We start from the raw sequence: 20,703 nt of genomic DNA, 5'->3' as shown, positions 1-20,703 counted from the left end.
TGGAAAAGAGGGGAAAACATGAGTTTTCATGGACAATCGGTATTACCCGCTGTTCGAGATATGAAGCAATTGGAAAATTTTTTAGTAAGCAATTACGAGTACGGAGTTCTTTTAGACAATCAAGTGGGCATGCTAAAAGGAATTATGAGAGAGGTTCATAAGCATGAAAAAAAGCTAATCATTCATTTAGACTTAATTCATGGCTTAAAGCACGATGAGTATGCGGTTGATTTTTTGTGTCAGGAGTTTAAGCCTGCGGGGATTATTTCGACAAGAACAAACGTCATTTTAAAAGCTAAACAAAGAGGAATCTATGCCATTCAACGGGTCTTTTTATTAGACAGCACGGCTTTGAAGAAAAGCTACGAGTTAATGAAGAAAGTAAAACCCGATTATATTGAGCTTCTTCCTGGAATTGTGCCCACTTTAATCCAAGAAGTCAAAGCTGAAACAGGCATTCCGGTGTTAGCCGGAGGTTTAATACGAACCGAAGAAGAAGTTCGTAATGCTTTAGGAGCCGGGGCTTCTGCTGTTACAACATCAAATAGAGAACTGTGGAGTATTTCAACTTAAAAAAACTGTTTGACAACGCTTTCATCATCTAGTAAACTTCTAGATAAGTTAATAGATGTGAGGGAGAATAGGAGATCCACGATATAGCCTTTTAATGATTTTATTAGGGGCATGTATGGTGGATTTTCTTATTTTCTTGTCATTATAATTGTTTTCATACAAAGGGGAGGTTATTTATATGCAGGCATTCTTAGGAGAAATAATTGGAACAATGATTTTAATTATCCTTGGCGCTGGTGTATGTGCGGGCGTCAATTTAAAAAAATCGTTTGCTGCTAATTCAGGATGGATCGTTATCACAATGGGATGGGGAATGGCGGTAGCGATGGCGGCATATGCGGTTGGTAATATGAGTGGGGCACACTTAAACCCAGCGTTAACCGTAGCGCTTGCTATTACAGGTGATTTTCCGTGGTCACAAGTACCGATGTACATCTTAGCTCAGTTTATTGGAGCGATTCTTGGTGCAACAGTTGTTTATTTACACTATCTTCCACACTGGAAAGAAACAAAAGATGCTGGTACAAAATTAGGCGTATTCGCAACGGGACCAGCAATTGCGAACCCATTTGCAAACGTTTTAAGTGAGGCGATTGGAACGTTTGTATTAGTGGTAGGAATTTTAGCAATTGGAGCAAATAAATTTACAGATGGATTAAATCCTTTAGTAGTAGGATTTTTAATCGTAAGTATTGGTTTATCATTAGGAGGAACAACAGGCTATGCCATCAACCCTGCTCGTGATTTAGGGCCTCGTATTGCTCATGCTATCTTGCCGATACCGGGTAAAGGCAGCTCAAACTGGAAATACGCTTGGGTGCCAGTAGTGGGTCCTTTATTAGGCGGATCAATTGGCGCAGTATTTTATCAAGCAGCATTCTTAAATAAGATGTCTAACAGCTTATGGATTGTCTTAAGCATTGCGGTGATTGTTTTAGCTGTTATCTACGCTGTTTCTAAACAAAAAGCAGCACAAATTCAATCAGCAGTAGTACCAAAAAAATGAATGCGCTTTACCATCTAACTATGTACAATAAAGAAACGACACTATACAGAGAATAGGGGATATTGATATGGAAAAATTTATTTTATCTTTAGACCAAGGAACAACGAGCTCACGAGCAATGTTATTTAATAAAAAAGGTGAAGTTGTGCATGTAGCTCAAAAAGAGTTTACGCAGTACTTTCCAAAACCAGGTTGGGTAGAGCATAATGCAAGTGAAATTTGGGGTTCTATCCTTGCTGTTATCGCATCTTGTTTATCTGAGTCAGGTGTTCATGCAAATCAAATCGAAGGAATTGGGATTACGAATCAGCGTGAAACAGCCGTAGTATGGGAAAAAGCAACAGGAAAACCCGTGTATAATGCTATCGTATGGCAGTCTCGTCAAACGTCTGGTATTTGTGAAGAATTAAAGGCAAAAGGATTAAACGATACGTTCCGCGACAAAACGGGGTTATTAATTGACGCATACTTCTCTGGAACGAAAGTAAAGTGGATTTTAGATAACGTAGAAGGTGCACGAGAAAAAGCGGAAAACGGTGAATTGTTGTTTGGAACAATTGATACATGGTTAATTTGGAAGTTATCAGGCGGAAAAGCGCATGTAACGGATTACTCAAATGCCTCTCGCACGCTTATGTTCAATATCTACGATTTAAAATGGGATGATGAACTACTAGATATTTTAGGAGTACCAAAATCTATGCTTCCGGAAGTAAAGCCTTCTTCTGAAGTATACGCTCATACAGTAGATTATCATTTCTTTGGTCAAAACATTCCAATTGCTGGAGCAGCAGGGGATCAGCAAGCCGCTTTATTTGGACAAGCGTGCTATGAAAAAGGAATGGCGAAGAACACGTATGGAACCGGCTGCTTTATGCTCATGAATACAGGTGAAAAAGCAGTTAAGTCAGATCACGGTTTGTTAACTACATTAGCATGGGGGATCAACGGCAAAGTAGAATACGCGCTTGAAGGCAGTATTTTTGTAGCAGGATCTGCTATTCAGTGGCTTCGCGACGGTTTAAGAATGTTTAAAAATGCGGCTGAAACTGAAAACTATGCAACAAGAGTAGAGTCTACAGACGGCGTATATATTGTGCCAGCTTTCGTAGGACTTGGAACACCTTATTGGGATAGCGATGTACGTGGAGCGATGTTTGGATTAACTCGAGGTACAAAAAAAGAACACTTTATCCGTGCAACGCTTGAATCATTAGCTTATCAAACAAGAGACGTATTAAGCGCGATGGAAGCAGACTCTGGAATTACATTAAAAACATTGCGTGTAGACGGAGGAGCAGTTAAAAATAATTTCTTAATGCAGTTCCAAAGTGACGTGTTAAACGTTCCTGTTGAGCGTCCTCAAGTGAATGAAACAACCGCTCTTGGGGCAGCATATTTAGCGGGTCTTGCGGTCGGCTACTGGAAAGATTGCAATGAAATTGCGCAACAGTGGAATATGGAAAAATCTTTCGAACCAAATATGGAAGAAGAAAAGCGTGAAGAATTATATAGCGGCTGGAAAAAAGCCGTACATGCAACAATGGCTTTTAAGTAATTATTTGATGAAAACCCTTTAATTAAAAGCGCATGTATGATATAATGTATTCAAGTTAATAAATTGGTTGGAGAATCGGAGAGACCACAGATCCATATGTAGGCATACTATATATGTGATTTGTGGTCTCTCTTTTTGTATATTGGAAAATTTTGATATCTTTGAAAAATGAAAGGGGAATGACGTATGTTTTCAAGTCAAACACGTTCGAATAAATTGGTAAACATGACACAAAATCAATATGATTTACTAGTAATTGGTGGGGGAATTACTGGGTCAGGTATTGCACTTGATGCGACTCATCGAGGCATGAAAACGGCATTAGTTGAAATGCAGGATTTCGCAGCAGGAACATCTAGTCGTTCAACGAAGCTTGTTCACGGCGGTCTACGCTATTTAAAACAGTTTGAAGTTAAAATGGTAGCCGAAGTTGGTAAAGAACGTGCTATTGTATATGAAAATGGCCCTCATGTAACGACTCCGGAGTGGATGCTGTTACCTTTCCATACGGGTGGAACATTTGGGAAATTCTCAACTTCAATTGGGCTGCGCGTATATGATTTCTTAGCAGGAGTAAAACGTGCAGAGCGCCGCAAAATGTTTAGCGCAGAAGAAACGCTTAGACGCGAGCCACTAGTGAAATCTAAAGAGTTAAAAGGCGGCGGTTACTACGTTGAATATAAAACAGATGATGCACGTTTAACGATTGAAGTAGCTAAAGAAGCTGCCGCAAGAGGAGCAGATTTAGTCAATTACACAAAAGTGGAAAACTTCATCTACGATAAAGGAAAAGTAGTAGGGGCTGTTGTTCGCGATCAGCTTACGAATAAAGAATATAATATCTATGCAAAAAAAATCGTCAATGCTGCAGGTCCATGGGTGGACACGCTTCGTGAAAAAGATAATTCAAAAAAAGGCAAGCAGCTTCAATTAACAAAAGGAATTCACTTAGTTATTGATCAAGAGCGCTTTCCGTTAAAACAAGCCATTTACTTTGATACACCTGACGGACGTATGGTATTTGCAATTCCGCGTGATGGAAAAACATACGTAGGCACAACAGACACGGTCTATAAAGAAGACGCTAGACATCCGCGTATGACTGTAAAAGACCGTCAATATGTTATTGATGCGATTAACTATATGTTCCCAACGGTTGATATTACAGTAGACGACGTAGAATCAAGCTGGGCTGGTGTTCGTCCACTTATTCACGAACAAGGAAAAGATCCTTCTGAAATTTCGCGTAAAGATGAAATCTGGACATCAGAATCAGGTTTAATTACAATCGCTGGAGGGAAATTAACTGGGTACCGTAAAATGGCTGAAATTGTCGTAAATCGCGTAGCTGAAGATTTTAAAGCAGAAGGACGCGAATTTGAAAGCTGTCAAACTAAACATTTACCGATTTCTGGAGGTAATGTAGGAGGTTCAGGCGGGTTCCCAACGTTTGTAGAGCAAAAAGTCAAAGAAGGCATCAAACTAGGGTTATCACGTGACGCTGCTGAAAAGCTTGTAAAACGCTATGGCTCAAACGTAGACAAAGTATACCGCTACATGATTGAACGTCCGGATCAGCTAAAAAACAGCGACCTTCCAGCTAGTGTATTTTTGCAAATTCAATATGGCATAGAAGAAGAAATGGTTTCAAAACCAGTGGACTTCTTCATTCGACGTACGGGCGCTTTATTCTTTGATATCAACTGGGTAAGAAGCTGGAAAAAACAAGTGATTGCTCATATGGCCGAAGAGTTAAAGTGGACGCCTGAGCAAACAAAAGCTTATACCGATGAATTAGAACAGCACCTTCATGACGCAGTTGTACCAGTAGATGAAAAAGTTAACCGTATGACAGGTATTTCATGATAAAATAAAAAAGTACCTCAAAATTTGTCAATACAGCCATAATATAATAGCAGGAAGTCAAATTTTGACGAAGAAATATAATATGACTGTTAAAAAAAGAGAAAGACGATTACTCGTTTTTCTCTTTTCATACATATTTACATTTATATAAGGGGGCTTTTTTTTATGAGTTGGAAAGAAACGTATACATCTTGGATTAATCACCCAAATTTGGATCCTGAATTACGTCAAAATCTGGATGCAATCAAAGATGATGAAAAACAATTAGAAGATAGTTTTTACAAAACATTGGAATTTGGAACAGGCGGAATGCGTGGAGAAATTGGAGCGGGTACAAACCGTATGAATACGTATACAATCCGAAAAGCTTCTGAAGGCTTTGCTGAGTACATTAAACAAGCTGGCGAAGAAGCTGTCAAGCAAGGCGTAGTCATTGCATATGATTCTCGCCACAAATCGCCTGAATTTGCGATGGAAGCAGCAAAAACATTAGCAAGTCAAGGAATTAAAACGTATGTATTTGAAGAGCTAAGACCAACACCTGAACTTTCATTTGCAGTGCGTGAGTTAAACGCATTTGGAGGTATTGTTATTACAGCGAGCCACAATCCTCCTGAATATAATGGATACAAAGTATATGGCCCAGACGGTGGTCAGCTGCCGCCAAAAGAAGCTGATGAACTAGTTGGCTTTGTAAATGCTGTGGAAAATGAACTTACATTAGCTGTTCAATCTGAAGCGGAGCTAAAAGAAAAAGGTCTTATTGAAATGATTGGTTCAGCGATTGACGAAGCATACAATGAGAAACTAAAAACGATTTTAATTAATCCAGAGCTAGCTTCTGAAACAGGTAAAGACTTAAAGGTAGTTTTTACACCTCTACATGGTACAGCTAATAAGCCAGTTCGCAACGCGCTTCAATCAATCGGTTACGAAAATGTCACGGTTATTGAAGAACAAGAACTTCCTGATCCGAATTTCTCGACAGTTAAATCTCCGAATCCTGAAGAGCCGGCTGCATTTGAATATGCTGTTCGTAAAGGAAAAGAAATTGATGCAGATCTCTTAATCGCAACGGATCCAGATGCAGACCGTTTAGGAATTGCTGTCAAAGATCCAAGCGGCGAATATGCGTTATTAACAGGAAATCAAACCGGTGCTTTATTGCTTCACTATTTGCTTTCTCAAAAGAAAGAAAAAGGCGTGCTGCCTGCTAATGGCGTTGTGTTAAAAACGATTGTAACGTCAGAAATCGGCGCACAAATTGCTCGTTCATTTGGATTGCAAGTTGTTGACACTCTAACAGGTTTTAAATTTATCGGTGAAAAAATTAAGCAATATGAGCAAACGGGCGAGTATACATTCCAATTCGGTTATGAAGAAAGCTACGGCTATTTAATTGGTGACTTTGCTCGTGACAAAGACGCTGTACAAGCAGCCATTCTAGCGGTAGAAGCTTGTGCTTATTATAAAAAGCAGGGCATGACGCTATATGAAGCGCTTCAGCAAGTGTTTACTAAATATGGTTTCTATCGTGAAGGTCTGAAATCTTTAACGCTTAAAGGAAAAGAAGGATCTGAGCAAATTCAGCATATTTTGGCTACATTTAGAAATGAGCCTCCTACTCACATTGCAGGGTTAAATGTTTCGGTTGTAGAGGATTATACATTAAGTGAGCGCCAGCATATTAAAGCAGGAAAAGTAGAAGAGATTACATTACCAAAATCAAATGTATTAAAATATATCTTAGAGGACGGTTCTTGGTTCTGCCTTCGTCCGTCTGGTACAGAGCCAAAGGTGAAGTTCTATTTTGGCGTTGTGTCAGAAGATGAAGCAACGAGCATTGCCCATTTAGAAGCTGTACAAACAGCTGTAATGGGTGAAGTGGAGCGTGTACTAGATAAAGTGAAAACGGTATAAAAATAAAGCCTGCTCAAACTTGAGCAGGCTTCTTTTATGATACTTTATTTGATTGTGTATTTGACAAATATGAAGAAGATCGTAGGGCTTTATAAATTCTCGGAGCAAGCATAGCCCCAAGAACAGTGAAAATAAGATCCTTTACAGCAAACCACGACATAATCTTCCAAGCAGCTGCATATGTCATTGCAGGAGCTTCAAGCCAGTAGTTAACCGCTATATACATATACGTAGTACCAATTAAATAAATAACGGCAATACCAACTAGGGATGAAATTAAAAAGATAGAAAAAGTCGGCTTGCCGCGCATTTCCATAATTTTTCCTGTGATAAATGCAGCGACAATATAAGAAAGCAAAAAGCCGCCGGTGCTTCCAAATAAAATACCAATTCCTGCTTTAAATTGAGCAAATACCGGAGCGCCGGCAATGCCAATTAATACATATACAATCATCGAAATAGAACCCATTCGGCTCCCAAGTAAAAGTCCTGCTAATATAACAAAAAAAGGCTGAAGCGAAAGAGGCACGCCGCCTACTTGTAAAAAAGGTGCCCAAGAAGTAATGTTTGCACCAATAGCCATAAGAGCTGCAAACATACCGGCTAATGTTAAATCTAATGTGCGAAACCTTTTAGTATTCATATATGTTCCTCCCAGTATGTACTGAAATATCTTAGCGTATGTACTGAAGATTGTACGTCGAATTCACTTTTATGTCAACGATAAAAATAAATATGTTTACATATATTATTTGATGTTTTTTGAAATGAAATATGCATATTTTTAGTGCAACATAAAAAAATAAAGAAGGGAATTCATCCCTTCTTTGTCCAAGTGTGTGTATCAAAAATACTAGTACAATGATTCTTCCAGAAGCTCCGGGTTGTGCTCCGAATATTCCGTTGCATGATCAATGTAGCGTAGTAAAGAATAAAGCTCTTCTTGAATGATGCGGTAGTTTCGTTCAAAATTGTAGGCGTGCAAAAAATGTTCAATCTTTTTTGAAAGAAAATCGTCGTCTGTTCGAACCATTAAAATTAATAAGTTATCCCATTGTGAACGGTGTGTGTAATATAAAGCTCGATCATAATCAATTACATCCATTAATAACGTTCCTCCTTTTGAGGAGTTGAAATTAGTGTATGATATTTGCGGGAATTCTTACGCTGTAAATGTTGGGCAAAAGACCAGTGCATAATTAAAAGAGGTTGTAGTCATTATGTAAGAAGAATAAACGTACAGCACCGGATAAATGATAAGAAAGGCAAAGAATAACGAAGCGTAACAGTTACATTACATCCATTATTTAAGACAACTAAATAAAAATCCCCTTTTCTTGAAAAAATAAAGCTTCTTTTTGATGAAAACACATGAATTGACATGTTTGTACATAGATTGAAGTAAGGAGTGAAAGGGGGAGCTGTCGTGAAAGAAGCAGATTATAAGCAATTATACCGTGCGATTGATGAAATTACGGAAATAGCTAGCGGTTTCGGTTTGGATTTTTATCCGATGCGCTATGAAATTTGCCCGGCAGATATTATTTATACGTTTGGTGCATATGGGATGCCAACTCGTTTTTCACATTGGAGCTTTGGAAAACAATTTTACAAAATGAAATTACACTACGATCTTGGATTGAGTAAAATTTATGAATTAGTTATCAATTCAGATCCTTGTTATGCATTTTTATTGGATTCCAATGCGCTTATTCAGAATAAATTAATTGTAGCTCACGTGTTAGCTCACTGTGACTTCTTTAAAAATAACAGCCGTTTTGCCAACACTAAACGGGATATGGTAGAAAGTATGGCAGCGACCGCTGATCGAATTAAAGAATACGAAGTAAAGCACGGTAAGCGTGAAGTAGAAAAGTTTTTGGATGCTGTCTTATCGATTCAGGAACATATTGATCCGTCTCTTATGCGTGCCAAGCTTTCTTGGAGCATAGATGATGTAGAATCATCGGAAGAAGAAATCACTTCTCCTTATGATGATTTATGGAATTTGGATTATAAAGAAAAGAAAAAACCAAAACCTCCAAAGTCTTTTAAAAAATTTCCGCCTCAGCCTGAAAAAGACATCTTATTATTTATTGAAGAATACAGTCCTTATTTAGAGGATTGGCAGCGGGATATTTTAACGATGATGCGAGAAGAAATGCTTTATTTCTGGCCGCAGCTTGAAACAAAAATTATGAATGAAGGCTGGGCTTCTTTCTGGCATCAACGCATTATTCGAGAAATGGACTTAACGAGTGATGAAGCGATAGAATTCGCGAAGCTAAATGCAGGGGTTGTGCAGCCGTCCAAGACGGGAATCAATCCATATTATTTGGGATTAAAAATCTTTGAAGACATTGAAGAACGCTACAACAATCCAACCGAAGATATGATTCGCCGGGGCGTCGAGCCCGGGTCAGGAAGAGAGAAGATGTTTGAGGTACGTGAGGTTGAATCAGATATTTCCTTTATCCGCAATTACTTAACAAAAGATTTAGTTATGCGGGAGGATATGTACTTATTCCAAAAACAAGGAAAAGACTATAAAATTGTCGATAAAGAGTGGACAGAAGTTAGAGATCAGCTTGTTAATATGCGCGTAAACGGAGGATTTCCTTACATCACAGTAACCAATGGAGACTATTTAAAAAATGGAGAGCTCTATTTAAAACACTGGTATGAAGGAATTGAATTAGATGTCAAATACTTAGAAAAAGTGGTACCTTATGTTCATCAGCTTTGGGGCCGCCCCGTTCATTTAGAAACGATGATGGAAGGCAAGCCAATTGCCTTCACGTATGACGGGAAAACAGTGCATCGAAAACATTTATAAAAAGGAGACCGCTTAAATAGCGGTCTTTTTGTGCTTCTGTAATTTTATTATCCATATAAATTGAAAAAATAAAATTACTATGCAATAATTTGGTGAGAATCATTTTCATTTAGAAAGGGAGATAAGATGTTTGTTGTAAACGCAAGTTTTGAAACAGAAAAGAAATTTGAAGAAAAGCTCAAGCAAAAAGCTAAGAAAAACAAAACAGAAATCGAGGAAGCCAAAGGAAATTTATCGTTCGAATGCTGGAAAAAAGATTCCGCGGATAAAGTCGAATATGTCTTTGTATCAAAGTGGGAAGACAAGCAGTTCTTTCAAGCGTGGATCTCAAGAGAAGAACATGTGAACGAACATAAAGAAGCGAATAACAAGAAAACGAAAGCATTTTCTGAAGCTATGGAAATCAAGAAAACGCTTCGTTTTTATGAGGCGGTAGAAGAAGACATTCTTTCCTAAAAAAGCACGCTTGACTTTCATAAATGTTGTAACTATAATGATTACAACAAAATAGGAGTGAGAGTAATGAAAATTAGCAGTCGATTCACCGTGGCCGTTCACATACTGTCTTTAATTAAAGTAGATAGCAGTCATCCTAGTACTTCAGAGTGGATTGCTAGCAGTGTAAATACAAATCCTGTTGTTATAAGACGAGTAATTGGGATGTTAAAGAAAGCTGGACTTGTGGGCGTAAAAGCCGGAGCTGGCGGAGCTTATCTATTGAAAGATTTAGAAGAGATAACGTTGTTAGACGTTTATCGAGCGGTAGCGGCTGTGGAAGAAGGAGAATTGTTTCAAATGCATGAAAATCCGAATGTGGAGTGTCCTGTAGGAGCCAATATTCAAAGTGTCCTTGAATTGATTTTAAAACGTTCTCAAGATGCCATGGAACAAGTCTTAGCCGATGTGACGATGAAAGAATTAGTGACGGATTTAATAGCAAAAATAGATGCATAATAACATGCGTCTGTTCGTAAAAAAACGGAGAAACCCAGGTTTCTCCGTTTTTTTATAGCTTCACAATTGTTCGTCCTCGAGCTTGTCCTTTTAATAAAGTAGGAAGAACCTGAGGGAGATCTTGTAAAGAAACTTCCTGCTGAATGAAAGGTTCGAAGCTTTCAGGTTTAAAGTCATTAGCGAGTCTATTCCAAATCTCTTTTCGAGTAGGCATTGGACAGTAAACAGAATCGATGCCGAGTAAATTAATCCCTCTCAAAATGAAGGGAAAGACCGTTGTTGGCACTTTGCCTCCAGCTGTTAGCCCGCTGACCGCTACAGAGCCTCCGTACTGAATTTGACTGAGGACAGAAGCTAGGGGCTCTCCACCCACAGGATCCACCGCAGCGGCCCATTTTTGCTTGCCTAATGCTTTTAATTTGCCGTTATAAACGTCTTCACGCGCTACAATAGAGGAAGCGCCAAGCTCTTTCAAATAAGCTGCTTCCGAGCTTTTTCCTGTACTTGCTTCCACTGTGTAGCCTAATTTTGAAAGAATGGCAACCGCAAAGCTTCCTACACCTCCCGTAGCCCCTGTTACAAGCACAGAGCCGTTAGATGGACTAGTATGGTTTTCCTCTAAGCGATGCACAGATAAAGCAGCTGTGAAGCCAGCTGTTCCGATAATCATTGCTTCTTTTAACGTCAAATTTTCAGGAAGAGGGACAATCCATTCGCTGCGTAAGCGCGCATACTCACTGTAGCCTCCAAAGTGTGATACGCCAATGTCATAGCTTGTTGCGATGACACGATCACCTTCTTTAAAATCAGGGCTGTCAGAAGATACAACGATTCCTGCTAGGTCAATACCTGGAACAAACGGATAGCTTGTCACAATATTGCCGTTTGCGATGCTGGCTAAGCTATCTTTATAATTCACCCCTGAATAATGAACGCGAATAAGTACATCGCCTTCTGGCAAATCGTTTAGCGTCAGTTCTTGGACAGACGCCTCCACTTGTTCTTCACCTGTTTTATCTACTACTAATGCTGAAAATGATTGCTTCATTTTATTTCTCCTTTCTATACTGAGATGTATATGCCTATACATAGATTACCTTATTTCTATACCCATTATAGAAAATAGTAAAAGAAGTTCATAATACTTTGATTACCAAAGAGGCCATTTCATTATAAAATAGCGGTACAGCTATTACGTAGCGATACATAGAAAAGAGGAGAAGAGACATGAGCACAAACATATATTTTAACCATGATGCAGGGATTGATGATTTAGTATCCCTTTTTTTACTGCTGCAAATGGATGATGTAAAGGTAACGGGGGTATCTGTCATTCCTGCTGACGGATACTTAGAGCCAGGTATCAGCGCAAGCCAAAAAATTATTGATCGTTTTGGAAGTTATGATATCGAGGTAGCCAAATCTACTTCACGTGGTATGAACCCATTTCCAAAAGAATGGCGCATGCATACGTTTTATGTAGATGCACTGCCAATTTTAAATGAAAAAGGGAAAGTGCAAACAAAAATAAGTCAGCTGCCTGCTCATGATCATTTAATTGAAACATTGCAGCACACAGACGGAAAAACGACTTTATTATTTACAGGACCGCTAACTGATTTGGCAAGAGCACTTGAAAAAGCGCCTGAAATAGAAGAGAAAATTGATAAGTTAGTGTGGATGGGCGGTACATTTCAAGAAGTAGGAAATGTGCAGGAGCCTGAACATGATGGAACGGCGGAATGGAATGCTTTTTGGGATCCAGAAGCAGTAGCAAGAGTATGGGAAAGCAGCATTAAAATTGAGATGGTTGCTTTAGAAAGCACGAATCAAGTTCCATTAACGCCGGCTATTCGCCAAATGTGGGCTTCACTTCGCAGGTATGAAGGAGTAGACTTTGTAGGGCAGTGCTACGCGGCTTGCCCGCCGCTTGTGCATGTTGAAACCAATTCGACTTATTATTTGTGGGACGTACTCACAACAGCATTTACAGGGAATTCAACACTTGTGAAGGTAAAAACCGTTTCGAGTATTGTGTATACAGAAACACCAAGACAAGGAAGAACAGAAATTTCTGAAGAGGGACGACCTGTAGACGTCGTGTATGACGTCACAGCTGAAGCATTCTTTACGTACATTACAGATTTAATGAAAAAAGCAGTAGCCAAATAAAGAAAAAGGTTGCACGTGAAAATGTGCAACCTTTTTAATGAATCATATTCAAGAATTGACGTGTCCGCTCTTGTTGAGGATTTGAAAATATTTGATCCGGTGTACCTCTTTCCATAATGACACCTTGATCCATAAAAATAACTTCATCTGCTACTTCACGGGCAAAGCGCATTTCATGAGTTACCACCACCATCGTCATTCCTTCTTTTGCCAGGTCTTTCATCGCTTGAAGAACGTCTCCTACAAGCTCAGGGTCAAGAGCTGAAGTAGGCTCATCAAATAGCATAACTTTTGGGTCCATCGCCATTGCTCTGGCGATGCCAACACGCTGTTGTTGTCCGCCAGACAGCTGGAAAGGGTAAAAGTCGAGCTTATCGCCTAAGCCAACGCGTGTTAACAATTCTTTACCTCTTTTTTCTGCCTCTTGAGTAGAAACGCCTTTTACAATTACAGGACCTTCCATAACATTTTCAAGCGCACTTTTATGAGGAAATAAGTTATAGTTTTGAAAGACCATACCTGTTAGGCTTCGAAATGAAGTAATGTCTTTTTTACGAACAGGTTTGGTGAAATTCATGCTTTTTTTATCAAGTTCAATCGTGCCGTCTGTTGGGATTTCTAAAAGATTTAAGCAACGTAAAAAAGTAGTTTTACCCGATCCAGAAGGACCAATTAATACAATTACCTTGCCCTGTTCAACTTCTAAATCAATCCCTTTTAATACTTGCAAATCACCGAATGATTTATGCAAATTTTTGATATTAATCATATGAAAAACTCCTTTAGCTACTCGAAACGGTTATTTAGATACGTAACGATCTAGTCTTATTTCAATGCGTCCTTGGATAATGGATAAGATTGTACACATAATCCAGTACAAGAGCGCTGCTTCACTATAAAGAAGTAAAAATTCATAGTTAGTCGAAGCAATTTCTTGAGCTTTACGGAACATCTCAGAAACAAGAATAAGCGATGCAAGTGACGTATCTTTAATAAGGCTAATAAAAGAGTTAGATAATGGCGGAATCGATACACGTGCTGCTTGCGGTAAAATAATCCGTCTTAACGCTTGGGAATAGGTCATACCAAGTGAGTAGCCAGCTTCCCACTGTCCTTTAGGAATAGATTGAATCGCTGCTCGGATAATTTCAGATGCATACGCACCTACACTTAATGAAAATCCAATAATAGCAGAGATAAATGGGTCAATTGTTATATCTAAATTGGGTAAGCCGTAGAAAATAATAAATAATTGCACAAGCAGCGGTGTACCTCGAATAATCGATACATAGATGCGCGCAATTATATTTAAAACTTTTATAGATGATAAACGAGCCAAGGCTGTTAAGACAGCTAAAATGATACCGAGTACAAACGTGATTAATGTTAGTGGAATAGAATATTGAATAGCTCCCTTTAGCATTGGTAAGAGAGATGATTGAGCGATTGAAATCAATTGATTCAATCGCTCTCCATCAGGAAAAATATTATTTAGGAGAAACATCTTCGCCAAACCATTTCTTAGAAATTTTTGCGTATGTTCCGTCTTTTTTCATATCTTTCAATGCTTTGTTTACTTTATCCACTAACTTACCGCTGTCTTTTCTAAACATAAAGCCGCTTGCAGCACCATCGGATTTTTCATCCGCGATTTTGATAGGTGCGTTAGGGTGCTTTTTCTTATAGTCAAGGAACGATAATTTATCGTTGATTGTAGCATCAACACGGTTTGCGCTCATTAGTTCTACTGCTTGAGCAAAACCTTCAGCACTCGTAATGTTTGCACCATAAGATTGAGCCATGTCTTTGTAGTTACTTGTTAATGACTGTGCTGATTTTTTTCCTTTTAAATCTTTAAATGATTTGATATCTTTTTCGTCTTTACGAACAATTAATACGGCGCCTGACTGGATGTATGGGTCGGAGAAATCGTATTTCTTTTGACGATCTTCACGAATACCCACTTCATTAGCAATTATGTCAAAGCGTTTAGCATCTAATCCGGCAAACATGCCATCCCACTGTGTTTCTTTGAACTCAGCTTTTACGCCAAGACGTTTAGCTACTTCTTGAGCCAATTCTACATCAAACCCAGTTAGCTTTTGTTTGTCATCATGAAAAGTGAACGGAGGGTATGTACCTTCAGTTCCAATTGTTAATACGCCATCTTTTTTCACTTTATTATATAAATCCTCTTGTGAAGATTTATTGTCTCCATTGTTTGCTTCATTTTTTGAGCTAGAACCGCATGCGGCAAGCACAACTGTGAAAGCTAATAGTAGCGACAAAAGTGCAGCAAATTTCTTCATTTTCTAAACCCCCTAGTATTCTGATAGGAAATGATACTCTGTGATACTAAACAAGAACACAGCAAAAGTCAACAAAAAAAACTTATACGATTAATGTGACTTAAAATAAGGGAAATATACCTTCTATACACGGTTTGTCATAAGGATACAGAAAGATTTTAAAATTTGGATTAAGTGGATTTTTAAGGGATATTTGAGGAGTAAAAAGGAAGTTTCATGCGACGATTTTCTCTTTCATTTTTTCATGACTTTTGGTGCAATAAACATATAGTTAAATGTTAAGGTAGAAATAAATTCCTTATGGTACACTTAAAGAAGAATTTATGAAACGGAGCGATATGATGAAAGCCATAAACTTAATCTCAATTGCCTTTGGTGCTATCGCTGGTACATATGCGCGTTATTTGCTAAATATTTCCTTATTATATACGGGCTATCCAATAGGAACGGTAATTGAAAACCTATTAGGAAGCTTCATACTAGGCCTATTAACAGGATTTTTTGCGTGGAAAAAGCCAAAAGAATGGATAAAGCTTGGACTAGGAGTTGGCGTGTGCGGCGGTTTTACAACGTATTCAACCTTTGCAGGAGACGTCATTTCTCTCACTCAGCACCATTTATTTTGGGGAGCCATTTATGTCATTGTCTCTTTAGTAGGTGGAATCCTTCTTGCTTTAGCAGGCTATCTATGCGGTGAAGCGGCAGGGAAAAATTTAGTGAAAGTACATGAGGTGAAGTAAATGAGCATAGTGAGCTTGGCACTTGGCGGGGCAGCTGGAGGAATATGCCGTTATCTTTTGGGTTTAAAAGTTACAAAAACAGTTTCAAACCCTCCTTTTCCAGTCTCAATGCTGTTTGTAAACTTGCTCGGTGCGTTTGGGCTTGGTCTTTTTTACGGTAGTTATTATGGAAAGGTTCCGAGTCATGCTTATGATGATTCAATATTTTTAATGATTGGCATTGGGTTTTTTGGTGCCTTTACCACTTTTTCAACGTTTAGTGTGGAAACCGTACAGTTAATTCGGGAAAAATCTTATCGGAAAATGTTGGCGTACGTGGGGATTTCAGCATTTGGAACAGTTGGTTTATTTACAGTCGGTTTACTGGCAGGAACGTTTTTATTATAAGTAAAGAGAACGTTTCTAGTAGGGAAAAACAAAAAGACGGAGAAGTAGAGAATGGATAGAAAAGCAGAAGTTTGGAAATACATTTTGTTGATTGTAGCTGTTGCAGGTCAGATCATTGGTTTTTTATTTTTATTTATAAATGTTGTGGCGGCATTTATTTTTTACGGTTTTTATATTCTAACTTTTATTATGTTACTCCTGCTGTTTATATGGGATCGGAAAAAGGAAAAAGACAAAGAAGAATTTGACGACTATACCGATTACTAACTATATAAAAAGCAGAATGATTCGGTGCGCCGGGCCTCTTAGTAAAGAAGCTTAAAAGATACATCTATAAAAGGAAGAGAGCCGTAAGAGCATAAAGAGATATTGTATTTACATCTAGTTGTGTTATAATTTTAAGTGCAAAAACAAAATCAATAAATAGCAATCACTAGGGGAGCTTTTTGAAGCTGAGACGGATGTATTTCGGACCCTTTGAACCTGATCTGGTTTGGACCAGCGTAGGGAAGTGGCGATCATGTTTACATAACGATGCATGCTAACCACTCTACGTTGTAGAGTGGTTTTTTGTATGTAATAAAGCCCTCTGCACAAGATGAAGTGATTGAAATTTCTCTTTATTCTGAATGGAAAGGTTTCGATCATGTGGATATTCCTAAATTTCATGTCATTACAACAGATAAGCAGCCAATCGAAGAGCTTCAAAAAATTTTAACGGCTATCGCGCCTTTTGCGGGCGCCATTCATATTAGAGAAAAAAAGAAAACGGCAAAGCAGATTCAATGTTTACTAGAAAGCCTACCATTTTGTCGCTCTAAAATTATTGTGAATGACCGAGTTGATGTAGCGCATGCTTTAAAAGCAAAAGGTGTACAGCTTGCCTATCATAGTTTAGACGTTTCGTTTGTTATAGACGCATTTCCTTCTCTTATTGTTGGAAAGTCAGTTCACTCTGTGGAAGAGGCTTTAGAAGCTGAAAAAGATGGTGCTCACTACATTTTATACGGACATATTTATTCAACACATTCAAAAAAAGAATTAAAAAGTCGAGGGATAGCGGCACTAAAAGAAGTAGTAGACGCTGTGCAGATACCGGTTATTGCCATTGGAGGAATTACACCTGTAAATGCCAAAGAGGTACTTCAAACAGGAGCACACGGTATAGCCGTGATGTCTGGTGTCATGCTTGCGCAAGATCCCCTGAAAGCGATTAAACAATATTCTCATATATGGACATCTGGAGGTGGAGAAAATGAAGCAGCATTATGATGTACTGTTAATCGGAGGAGGTATAATCAGCTCTTCTATCGCTTATCATTTGTCAAAACAAGGAGCGTCAGTAGCTATTCTTGAACGCAATCAAGTTGGTTGTGAAGCTTCAAGTGCAGCCGCTGGTATTTTAGGTGCTCAAGCTGAAATTGATGAAGAAGGTCCTCTTTTAGACCTTGCTATTAAGAGCAGAAGCATGTTTCCTGAACTGGTGAAGGAACTAAAAGAAAAAACGGCTATCGACGTAGAGCTCATTCAAAAAGGCTTATTAAAAGTCGCTGTAACAGAAGAAGATGCACACGTATTAAAGAAAAAAGCCGCTCAGCACCACCGGTGGGACAAAGATGTAAGATGGATCGATGTAAAAGAAGCGCGTTTGTTAGAACCCGGGCTCTCTCCAGACATATACGGAGCCATTACAATACCGGGAGACGGCCAGCTAGCTCCGGCTAAGTTAACACAAGCTCTTGCTCATGGAGCCTTGTATCACGGAGCAGATGTATTCGAATACTGTGACGTTCACTCTCTTATTATGGAAAATGAAACAGTAAAAGGGGTACAGACGTCCAAAGGCTCTTTTTATGGAGAAAAAGTAGTGATTGCAGCAGGCTCATGGGCTAAACGCTTTATTTCTTCTGAACATTTAGGCGAGGTGTTTCCTGTAAAAGGAGAGTGTATTGCTCTGCAAAGTCATAAGCCCCTGCTTTCTAAAACGATTTTTTTAGATGAAGGTTTTTACTTAGTCCCTAAGACTGGTGGAAGAATCGTAATCGGGGCAACTAAGCTGCAGCATGATTTTACTAAGACCGTTTCTGCACAAGGTATTCAATTTTTGCTGAATAAAGCTTCTGCGCTTCTGCCGGCCATTAAAGAAGCCACATTTGAAAAAGCATGGGCTGGTCTTCGTCCACAAACAAATGATGGCTGGCCTTATTTAGGAGAGCACCCTGAAATAGCGAATCTGCACATGGCTTTTGGCCACTACCGAAACGGTATTTTATTAAGCGCTGCAACTGGAAAAATTATGGCTGATGCTTTGTTAGGGAAAAAGCCAAATCATTCATTCTTTACATCATTTCAGCTAACGAGAGCAATGGAGGGAGTTCATTGAATCTAATTATTAACGGTAAGACCGTCACTGTCGGAGATGAAATTGAAACGGTCGAGCACTTGCTGCAGGCTCAGAGTCTGCATGAGCGAGTTGTAATTGTTGAATTAAACAAGAATATTTTGCAAAAAGAAGAACATAGCGATGCATGCTTAAAAGATGGAGATACATTAGAAGTTGTTTCATTTGTTGGAGGAGGATGAAGAGTATGTTAAAAATTGGACAATATACATTTAATTCACGTTTATTATTAGGAACAGGGAAATTTCCGGACTTTACGACTCAGCGTCAAGCGGTAGAAGAGTCGGAAACAGAAATTTTAACATTTGCTGTTAGACGAATGGATATTTTTGATCAAAATCAGCCTAATTTATTAGAAGCACTTGATGTGAAGCGTTTCACTCTTTTGCCTAACACTGCTGGAGCAAAAAATGCAGAAGAGGCCGTACGTATTGCTAAATTAGCAAAGGCTTCTGGACTTTGTGACATGGTGAAAGTAGAAGTAATTGGATGTGATAAGACGCTGCTTCCTGATCCAGTTGAAACATTAAAAGCTAGTGAAGAACTGTTAAAAGAGGGCTTTACCGTTTTACCTTACACATCAGATGATGTTTTACTTGCGCGTCGTTTAGAGGAGTTAGGCGTACATGCCATTATGCCAGGAGCGTCGCCTATCGGTTCAGGTCAAGGTATTATTAATCCGTTGAACATGCGTTTTATCATTGAACAATCAACCGTTCCAGTAATTGTAGATGCAGGTATTGGAACGGCTTCAGACGCAGCTCAAGCTATGGAGCTAGGAGCAGATGGTGTGTTATTAAATACAGCTGTTTCAGGAGCAAAAGATCCTGTGAAAATGGCTCGTGCTATGAAGCTAGCGATTGAGGCAGGAAGAGCAGCATTTGAAGCAGGACGTATTGAAAAGAAACAATATGCAACGGCAAGCAGTCCAACAGAAGGGATGAGTATCGGTTGATTAATCGTTATTCCCGCCAAGAATTGTTTCAACCTATTGGAAAAGGCGGACAGCAGCAAATTCAAGAAAAGCATGTTCTGATTGTAGGAGCAGGTGCTCTTGGAACAGGGAACGCCGAGGCCCTTGCACGAGCGGGAGTAAAGAAAATAACGCTCATTGACCGCGATTATGTAGAGTGGAGCAACCTTCAGCGTCAGCAATTGTATAGTGAAAAAGATGCTGATAAAAGAATCCCAAAAGCAGTTGCCGCTAAAAAAAGGCTTCACGATATTAATCATGATGTAAAAGTAGAAGCCCACGTAGCGGACGGTACCCCTCAAGTTTTAGAACAGCTTGTTGAGGGGGTAGATGTTATGATTGATGCAACCGATAATTTTGACGCACGCCTTGTAATGAATGATTTATCACAAAAATATGATATTCCTTGGATTTACGGAGCATGTGTAGGAAGTTACGGAATTAGTTATACTATCATACCAAGTGAAACACCGTGTTTATCCTGTTTGCTTGAATCTGTACCGCTTGGAGGATTAACATGTGATACAGTGGGGATTATTAGTCCTGCTGTACAAATGGTAGTCGCTCATCAAGTAACAGAGGTGTTAAAAATATTAGTTGGAGACTGGAATGCGCTCAGGAGGGAACTTGTTTCGTTTGACGTATGGAAAAATGAGTATACGAGCATCAATGTGAACGTATTTCGCAAATCTGCTTGCCGCTCATGCGGCAGTGAACAAACGTATCCCTTTTTACAATATGAAAATCAAACGAAAACAGCTGTGCTATGCGGAAGAAACACGGTACAAATCCGTCCGGGCAAATCAGCCAAGCAGCCACTGCAGTCTTTAGGTGAACGATTAAAAGAAAAAGGATATAAAATTGAACAAAATCCGTATCTGCTTTCTTTTTATGTAGATGATTACCGTTTAGTGATGTTTCAAGATGGGCGCGTCTTTGTCCATGGAACAAACGATATAGTAGAAGCAAAGTCACTTTATCATCGGTATATTGGGTAAGAAAGAGATG

General features: G+C 38.9%; 23 protein-coding genes and 1 riboswitch. Of the genes, 17 read left to right on the top strand and 6 right to left on the bottom strand.

Going from position 1 to position 20,703, the window contains the following annotated elements:
• Positions 1–18: 18 nt before the first annotated feature.
• From SCI76_RS11380 to SCI76_RS11360, 5 genes are all read left to right on the top strand, one after another.
• Positions 19–573: a glycerol-3-phosphate responsive antiterminator gene (locus SCI76_RS11380; RefSeq protein ID WP_033580667.1), complete on the top strand. Its 555-nt coding sequence runs from the start codon at positions 19–21 to the stop codon at positions 571–573.
• Between the two features lie 178 nt (positions 574–751).
• Complete coding sequence (locus tag SCI76_RS11375; RefSeq protein ID WP_048020631.1) at positions 752–1,579, top strand: MIP/aquaporin family protein; 828 nt, start codon at positions 752–754, stop codon at positions 1,577–1,579.
• A 67-nt stretch (positions 1,580–1,646) separates the two neighbouring features.
• Positions 1,647–3,137, top strand: a complete 1,491-nt coding sequence (gene glpK, locus SCI76_RS11370) for a glycerol kinase GlpK (protein ID WP_048020629.1) — start codon at positions 1,647–1,649, stop codon at positions 3,135–3,137.
• A gap of 186 nt (positions 3,138–3,323) precedes the next feature.
• Positions 3,324–5,003 (top strand): glycerol-3-phosphate dehydrogenase/oxidase, encoded by a 1,680-nt coding sequence (locus SCI76_RS11365; RefSeq protein WP_048020627.1) that lies wholly within the window; start codon positions 3,324–3,326, stop codon positions 5,001–5,003.
• 165 nt (positions 5,004–5,168) lie between these two features.
• The gene (locus tag SCI76_RS11360) at positions 5,169–6,923 is read left to right on the top strand and encodes a phospho-sugar mutase (RefSeq protein WP_407545201.1); all 1,755 of its coding nucleotides are present in this window, start codon (positions 5,169–5,171) and stop codon (positions 6,921–6,923) included.
• 34 nt (positions 6,924–6,957) lie between these two features.
• Here the strand turns inward: SCI76_RS11360 and SCI76_RS11355 are convergent, their stop codons facing one another.
• A complete protein-coding gene (locus SCI76_RS11355) occupies positions 6,958–7,566 on the bottom strand; it encodes a biotin transporter BioY (protein ID WP_014461709.1) in 609 nt (202 codons plus the stop codon).
• A gap of 210 nt (positions 7,567–7,776) precedes the next feature.
• Positions 7,777–8,028, bottom strand: coding sequence for a YhdB family protein (locus tag SCI76_RS11350; protein ID WP_013055267.1), 252 nt, complete (start codon positions 8,026–8,028; stop codon positions 7,777–7,779).
• A 321-nt stretch (positions 8,029–8,349) separates the two neighbouring features.
• Between SCI76_RS11350 and SCI76_RS11345 the strand changes: the two genes are divergently transcribed.
• From SCI76_RS11345 to SCI76_RS11335, 3 genes are all read left to right on the top strand, one after another.
• Positions 8,350–9,759, top strand: coding sequence for a SpoVR family protein (locus SCI76_RS11345; RefSeq protein WP_033580662.1), 1,410 nt, complete (start codon positions 8,350–8,352; stop codon positions 9,757–9,759).
• A 126-nt stretch (positions 9,760–9,885) separates the two neighbouring features.
• Positions 9,886–10,215, top strand: coding sequence for an antibiotic biosynthesis monooxygenase family protein (locus SCI76_RS11340; RefSeq protein ID WP_407545200.1), 330 nt, complete (start codon positions 9,886–9,888; stop codon positions 10,213–10,215).
• 66 nt (positions 10,216–10,281) lie between these two features.
• On the top strand, positions 10,282–10,713 hold the full coding sequence (locus tag SCI76_RS11335; RefSeq protein ID WP_013081642.1) for an Rrf2 family transcriptional regulator: 432 nt from the start codon (positions 10,282–10,284) through the stop codon (positions 10,711–10,713).
• A gap of 52 nt (positions 10,714–10,765) precedes the next feature.
• Here the strand turns inward: SCI76_RS11335 and SCI76_RS11330 are convergent, their stop codons facing one another.
• On the bottom strand, positions 10,766–11,761 hold the full coding sequence (locus SCI76_RS11330; protein ID WP_028412585.1) for an acryloyl-CoA reductase: 996 nt from the start codon (positions 11,759–11,761) through the stop codon (positions 10,766–10,768).
• A gap of 179 nt (positions 11,762–11,940) precedes the next feature.
• On the opposite strand from SCI76_RS11330, the gene SCI76_RS11325 reads away from it, so the two are divergent.
• Positions 11,941–12,885, top strand: a complete 945-nt coding sequence (locus SCI76_RS11325; protein WP_028412584.1) for a nucleoside hydrolase — start codon at positions 11,941–11,943, stop codon at positions 12,883–12,885.
• 34 nt (positions 12,886–12,919) lie between these two features.
• Here the strand turns inward: SCI76_RS11325 and SCI76_RS11320 are convergent, their stop codons facing one another.
• The 3 genes from SCI76_RS11320 to SCI76_RS11310 are packed head-to-tail and all read right to left on the bottom strand — an operon-like array spanning position 12,920 to position 15,194.
• Positions 12,920–13,654: an amino acid ABC transporter ATP-binding protein gene (locus SCI76_RS11320; RefSeq protein WP_013081645.1), complete on the bottom strand. Its 735-nt coding sequence runs from the start codon at positions 13,652–13,654 to the stop codon at positions 12,920–12,922.
• Positions 13,655–13,684: 30 nt separating this feature from the next.
• Positions 13,685–14,389 (bottom strand): amino acid ABC transporter permease, encoded by a 705-nt coding sequence (locus tag SCI76_RS11315; RefSeq protein ID WP_013055275.1) that lies wholly within the window; start codon positions 14,387–14,389, stop codon positions 13,685–13,687.
• Complete coding sequence (locus tag SCI76_RS11310; RefSeq protein WP_407545199.1) at positions 14,373–15,194, bottom strand: amino acid ABC transporter substrate-binding protein; 822 nt, start codon at positions 15,192–15,194, stop codon at positions 14,373–14,375. Before SCI76_RS11310 ends, SCI76_RS11315 begins: the two co-directional genes overlap by 17 nt.
• A gap of 341 nt (positions 15,195–15,535) precedes the next feature.
• Between SCI76_RS11310 and SCI76_RS11305 the strand changes: the two genes are divergently transcribed.
• The 8 genes from SCI76_RS11305 (at position 15,536) to SCI76_RS11270 (ending at position 20,693) form a co-directional block, all read left to right on the top strand.
• A complete protein-coding gene (locus SCI76_RS11305; protein WP_165635917.1) occupies positions 15,536–15,934 on the top strand; it encodes a CrcB family protein in 399 nt (132 codons plus the stop codon).
• Entirely contained in the window at positions 15,935–16,321 is a 387-nt protein-coding gene (gene crcB, locus SCI76_RS11300; protein ID WP_028412580.1) for a fluoride efflux transporter CrcB, read from the top strand.
• A gap of 51 nt (positions 16,322–16,372) precedes the next feature.
• Positions 16,373–16,588, top strand: a complete 216-nt coding sequence (locus SCI76_RS11295) for a hypothetical protein (RefSeq protein WP_013055279.1) — start codon at positions 16,373–16,375, stop codon at positions 16,586–16,588.
• Between the two features lie 158 nt (positions 16,589–16,746).
• Positions 16,747–16,848, top strand: a riboswitch (TPP riboswitch).
• 121 nt (positions 16,849–16,969) lie between these two features.
• Positions 16,970–17,593, top strand: a complete 624-nt coding sequence (locus SCI76_RS11290) for a thiamine phosphate synthase (protein ID WP_028412579.1) — start codon at positions 16,970–16,972, stop codon at positions 17,591–17,593.
• Positions 17,577–18,704 carry a glycine oxidase ThiO gene (gene thiO / locus SCI76_RS11285; RefSeq protein WP_028412578.1) on the top strand — a complete coding sequence of 376 codons (1,128 nt, stop codon included), beginning with the start codon at positions 17,577–17,579 and terminating at the stop codon, positions 18,702–18,704. Before SCI76_RS11290 ends, thiO begins: the two co-directional genes overlap by 17 nt.
• A complete protein-coding gene (thiS, locus tag SCI76_RS11280) occupies positions 18,701–18,904 on the top strand; it encodes a sulfur carrier protein ThiS (protein WP_028412577.1) in 204 nt (67 codons plus the stop codon). Before thiO ends, thiS begins: the two co-directional genes overlap by 4 nt.
• Positions 18,905–18,909: 5 nt before the next feature.
• Entirely contained in the window at positions 18,910–19,677 is a 768-nt protein-coding gene (locus tag SCI76_RS11275) for a thiazole synthase (RefSeq protein ID WP_013055283.1), read from the top strand.
• Entirely contained in the window at positions 19,674–20,693 is a 1,020-nt protein-coding gene (locus SCI76_RS11270; protein WP_407545198.1) for a thiazole biosynthesis adenylyltransferase ThiF, read from the top strand. Before SCI76_RS11275 ends, SCI76_RS11270 begins: the two co-directional genes overlap by 4 nt.
• The last annotated feature ends 10 nt before the right edge of the window (positions 20,694–20,703 follow it).

The sequence above is a fragment of the Priestia sp. HNGD-A6 genome, assembly GCF_045784335.1.
Classification (GTDB): domain Bacteria; phylum Bacillota; class Bacilli; order Bacillales; family Bacillaceae_H; genus Priestia; species Priestia zanthoxyli.
The sequence above is the reverse complement of the archived record's forward strand: the minus strand, read 5'-3'. Positions and strand labels throughout refer to the sequence as shown.